Origin of the sequence: Corallococcus exercitus (assembly GCF_003611585.1) — a bacterium.
Lineage (GTDB): Bacteria > Myxococcota > Myxococcia > Myxococcales > Myxococcaceae > Corallococcus > Corallococcus exercitus.
Genome location: NZ_RAVW01000584.1, coordinates 1 through 4623, shown reverse-complemented (window position 1 = coordinate 4623; position 4623 = coordinate 1). Strand labels below are relative to the sequence as shown.

The following is a 4623-nucleotide window of genomic DNA, read 5'->3' as shown; positions in this document are numbered from 1 at the left end:
GTCGGCAGCGTCAGATGTGTATAAGAGCCAGCCCAGGCTCCGGTGGCGGAGCGCCCGCCCGCGTCACCGGCCGTGCCGCGCGTGGAGACGCTGCACCCGGGAGGCCGCTTCGGCCACGTCACGGTGGTGACGCCCCCCGGCGCCCCCAGGACGGTCGTGCTGCTCCTGGCGGACGGGCCCGCGGATCAGGGCCGGGGCGGGGCGCTGGCCCTGGCGCTGGCCTCGCACGACGCGCTGGTGCTCGCGGTGGACGCGAGGGCCTACCTGCACGCGCTGGAGCAGAGCGCGCGGTGCGCGTACCCGGCGGGCGACCTGGAGGTGCTGAGCCAGGGCTACCAGCAGCACGCGGAGCTGCCCGAGTACCTGCACCCCGTCCTCGTGGGGGACGGCACGGGCGCGGCGCTGGCCTACGCGGCCCTGGCCCAGGCCCCGGCGGGGACGTTCCGGGGCGCGGTGAGCGTGGACTTCACCCCGGAGCTGGCGACGTCCGTGGCTTTCTGTCCGGGCGCGGGGCTCGTCCGCTCGCGGAGCGGCAAGGGGACGCGGGAGCGGCTGGCCCCGGCGCGGGCCCTGAAGGAGCCCTGGGTGTTGCTCGTCGCGGACCACGACGCGGGCCACCCGGTGAAGGCCGCGCACGACTTCACCCATGCCCTGAAGACGGCCCGCGTGCTGCCGGTGCCGGGGCCGGGCCTGGACCGGATGCCCGTGGGCGCGTGGCAGGGCGCGCTCCTGGCGGCGCATGACGCCGCCTCGGAGCCGCTCGCCGCCGAGCACCCGCCGCGGGTGTCCACGGCCCCGCCCCCGCCGGACGCGGGCCCGGGAGCGCTCGCGGGCGATGCGTCGGTGGACGGGCTGCCGCTGGTGGAGGTCCCCGCGACGTCCACCCCTCCCGGCGACACGCTGGCCCTCTTCGTCACCGGCGATGGAGGCTGGGCGAGCCTGGACCAGGCGGTCTCCCAGTCGCTCGCCGCGCAGGGCATCCCCGTCGTGGGCTTCAACTCGCTGCGCTACTTCTGGAAGCGCCGCACGCCGGAGCAGACCTCCGCGGACGTGGCCCGCGTGCTGCGTCACTTCCTGGCCGTCTGGGGCAAGCAGCGCGTGGTGCTGGTGGGCTATTCGCGCGGCGCGGACGTGGTGCCGGCCATCGCCGCGCGACTGCCGGAGGAGCTGCGCGGCCGTGTGCGGCTGTCCGTGCTGCTCGCGCCCGGCAAGGAGGCGGAGTTCGAGGTGCACGTCACCGACATCTTCGGAGGCAAGGGCCGGCCCACGAACGCGGTGCTCCCGGACGTGCAGGCCCTGAAGGGGATGCCCTTGCTCTGCCTGTATGGCGACGAGGAGCTGTCCGACAGCCTCTGTCCCACGCTGTCCGGCGTGCCCGGCGTCCGCGCCCTGCTGCTCAAGGGCGGGCACCACTTCGACGGGGACTACGACTCCATCGCGCGTCTCGTGCTGAGGGAACTCGGTATGGCATTGCCCTGATGCTCCGGAGTCTGGGAGGTCGTCGCGTTGCGGACGCGTGATAGTCTTTGGGTCTCACTGCATTGACTCGCAGGGTCCAACCCTCTACTTCGCTCCCGCCCGGTTGTGGCGTGCCGGGCTTCGTGGGGGGTTCCAAACATGGTCCAGCAGTCTGCTCCCGTCGTCAGCACCGTCGAAGGACAGCTTCAAGGCATCGTCGAGGAAGGGGTGTATGCCTTCAAGGGCATTCCATACGCCCAGCCTCCGGTGGGTGCGCTGCGCTGGCGCCCGCCCGCTCCGGTCGTGCCGTGGAAGCACATCCGTCAGGCTTCGAAGTGCGGCAACTCCTCGCTCCAGTCGCGCGAGGCCTGCATCGCGGGCGGTGGCGGCGATCCGGTCCCCATGGGCGAGGACTGCCTCTACCTCAACGTCTGGACGCCCCGCGTGGACGCCCAGGCGAAGCTGCCCGTCATCGTGTGGATCCACGGCGGCGCGTATGTGATTGGCGCGGGCGGCCTGCCTCCGTACAACGGCGTGCCCATGGCGTCCCGGGACGCCATCCTCGTCACGTTGAACTACCGCCTGGGCCACCTGGGCTTCCTGGCCCACCCGGCGCTCCAGCGCGAGCCGGGTGGCGGCGCGGCCAACTTCGGCCTGCTGGATCAGCTCGCCGCGCTCCAGTGGGTGAACCGCAACATCGCGAAGTTCGGCGGGGACGCGAACAACGTCACGATCATCGGCCAGTCCGCGGGCGCCAAGAGCGTGCTGTCCCTCTTCTGCATGGAGGCCGCGCGGCCCCTCTTCCACCGGGGCGTGGCGATGAGCGTGTACGGCCTGGATGAGATGCCCCTGGAGGCGGCGCTCCTCAAGGGCGAGGCGCTCATCCGCGGCATGGGCGTGGCGGACGCGGACGCGACGCCGGAGCGCCTGCGCAAGCTGCCCGCGGACGCCTTCTGGCAGCAGCCGCCGGAGCACTCGCTGGCGCCGGTGGCCGTGTGCGGCGACACGGTGATGCCCCAGTCCATCCTGTCCACCTTCAAGGCGCAGCAGCAGGCGCGCGTGCCGCTCATCCTGGGCAGCACCAGCGATGACGTGAGCGTCATGGAGGCCATGGGGCGCGACCCCATGGACGTCCTCCAGACGCTGCGCGACCAGAACGTGCCCATCGGCCTGCTCTACCCGGGCGTGAAGCCCGACGAGGAGCTGGCCCGGCAGGTGTGCCGCGACATCGTCTTCACGCTCATCCCCCGGCAGATCGCGGACCTGCACACGAAGGTCTCCGACGCGTGGCGCTTCTACTTCGACTACACCGCCACCGCGCTGCGGCCGCAGCACCCCAACGGCGTCCCGCACGGCTCGGACGTGCCGTACTCCCTGGACACCGTGGCCCGCTGCCCGCCCACGCAGGACGTCGTCACGGACGAGGACCGCGCGTACTCACGCCAGGTGAGCGGCTGGATGCTCCAGTTCGCCCGCACGGGCACGCCCGCGTCCGCGACCGAGTGGCCCCGGCACCAGCAGGGCGAGGACCGCACCCTGCGCATGCAGCAGCCGCCGAAGGTGGAGACCAACTTCATGCAGCTGCGCCTCAACGCCTTCCTGCTGGTGAGCGCCATCATCAGCGGCGCGGACAGCGACACGGCCGACAAGCCCGGCACCCAGCGCGGCAGCCATCACGGCGCCATGCCGCAGAAGAAGTCCCGGCCCGAAGGCACGCCGTAGCTCGCGCGAAAAAAGAAAGGGGCCCGGACCTTCGCGGCCGGACCCCTTGCTGTTTCCTTCTTCGCGCGCGGCCTAGCTGCTGAAGAGCACCAGCACGAAGGTGCTGGAGTCCGGCAGCTGGAACACCGTGCCCTGGCGCAGCGAGCCCTTGAAGAAGGGCGCCGCGTCGTAGGCGGTGGCGCCCTTGAGGGCGTCACGGGTGGCCGCCGGCAGCCAGCCGCCGTCGTCCACCTTCACCGTCAGCCGCGTGGGCTTCAGCGCGGCCTGGAGCGCCTGGCCTTCCGCCGCCGGGTACTCCAGCACCGCGAGCAACTGCGTGTCCGTGGGGCCCAGTCCGCCCGGGACGCCCCGCGCGGACTGGCGCCACTGCACCGCCTGGGGGCGGCGCGGCAGCGTCACGGTCTTCTCCAACGTCTCCAGGTCCGTCCCCGTCTTCGCCGCGGGCGCGGCCGTCTGTGTCGTCATGGATGCACTCCCCCCTGAGGGCTTGTCGCAGGCCAGCGAAACACACCCCACGAGCAGGGTGGTAGCCAGCGTGCGCCTACCGGCCACCGATGGGACGCGACGTCGCATTCTCGGGGCTCCCCTGGTCCCACGTCACGTGGCGCTGGAGCGTGCCGTAGTTCGTGTACTGGTGCCCCAGGCCCGTGCGCTCCAGCCGGCCGTTGGCCGCGTCCGGCGTGCCGGTGTTGATGTCCTGCTGGCCCGGGTTGAAGTTGTAGCGGTCCTCCGCGTGGAGCGTCATGTCCATCTCGAAGCGGGGCTTTCCGCCCGGCGTCTCCGGCGGGTACACCGTCACCGTCGCGCTGTTCCAGATGGAGTGGCCGCCAATGGCCTTCTGCCAGTTCTCCGTCTCCGGGTAGGGGAACTGCTCACTGGAGCCCACGCCAATCTGCGAGCCGGTGATCTGGAACGTCACCGGCTTGCCGGCCAGCGACGGGTCCTGGGCGATCATCTGGTTGTAGGTCGCCTCCGCCGCCTGCTGCGTGTCGCGCGTGGAGTTGGTGAGCACCGCCTGGCCGGCGGGGTCCGTGCTGACGAAGCGCTCGTAGTCGAAGTGCCGGTCCGCGCCGTTGCCGTGCAGGAAGTGGTCGTACGTGTCCAGGCCGTCCGGGATGTTGTTGTGCGGCACGCCCGGGATGCCCTGGGCGGCGCGCGCGGCGCTGAGCTTCAGCTCCCACTCGGCCCGCGCCGCGTAGTCGCCCAGGCCCGGGCTCTCCGTGGGGATGGGGTTCGGGTCGTTGGGGTCGTTGGGGTTCTGCAGGAAGCCGTTGTCGTGGTGGATGTCCGGGCGCCGCGGAGGACCCACCTGGTAGTCCGCCACCGTGCCGCCGTTCGTCTGCACCGTCGTGCCGGCCGTCCCCACCGGGGTGGGCGTGGCCGTGGGCGTCGCGCCCCCCAGCGCGGGGCCGCCACGGCGGGTGGCCGGGGCGGACTCGAAGG

Annotated in this window: 4 protein-coding genes; 2 read left to right on the top strand and 2 right to left on the bottom strand. The window is 72.2% G+C overall.

Annotated elements, in window-relative coordinates; genetic code table 11:
• Positions 1-42 precede the first annotated feature (42 nt).
• Together D7W79_RS39065 and D7W79_RS39060 are read left to right on the top strand one after the other, a co-directional pair.
• Entirely contained in the window at positions 43-1479 is a 1437-nt protein-coding gene (locus D7W79_RS39065) for an AcvB/VirJ family lysyl-phosphatidylglycerol hydrolase (RefSeq protein WP_244222219.1), read from the top strand.
• A gap of 138 nt (positions 1480-1617) precedes the next feature.
• On the top strand, positions 1618-3180 hold the full coding sequence (locus D7W79_RS39060) for a carboxylesterase/lipase family protein (RefSeq protein ID WP_120530315.1): 1563 nt from the start codon (positions 1618-1620) through the stop codon (positions 3178-3180).
• A gap of 72 nt (positions 3181-3252) precedes the next feature.
• On the opposite strand, the gene D7W79_RS39055 is transcribed toward D7W79_RS39060, so the two are convergent.
• Positions 3253-3645: a hypothetical protein gene (locus D7W79_RS39055; protein WP_120530314.1), complete on the bottom strand. Its 393-nt coding sequence runs from the start codon at positions 3643-3645 to the stop codon at positions 3253-3255.
• A 76-nt stretch (positions 3646-3721) separates the two neighbouring features.
• A partial coding sequence (locus D7W79_RS39050; protein WP_120530313.1) for a hypothetical protein occupies positions 3722-4623 on the bottom strand: 902 nt, incomplete at its 5' end.

Bases quoted from the DNA above. Each gene is read 5' to 3' on its own strand.
- D7W79_RS39060 (WP_120530315.1), top strand. From the start codon at position 1,618: ATGGTCCAGCAGTCTGCTCCCGTCGTCAGCACCGTCGAAGGACAGCTT.
- D7W79_RS39055 (WP_120530314.1), bottom strand. From the start codon at position 3,645: ATGACGACACAGACGGCCGCGCCCGCGGCGAAGACGGGGACGGACCTG.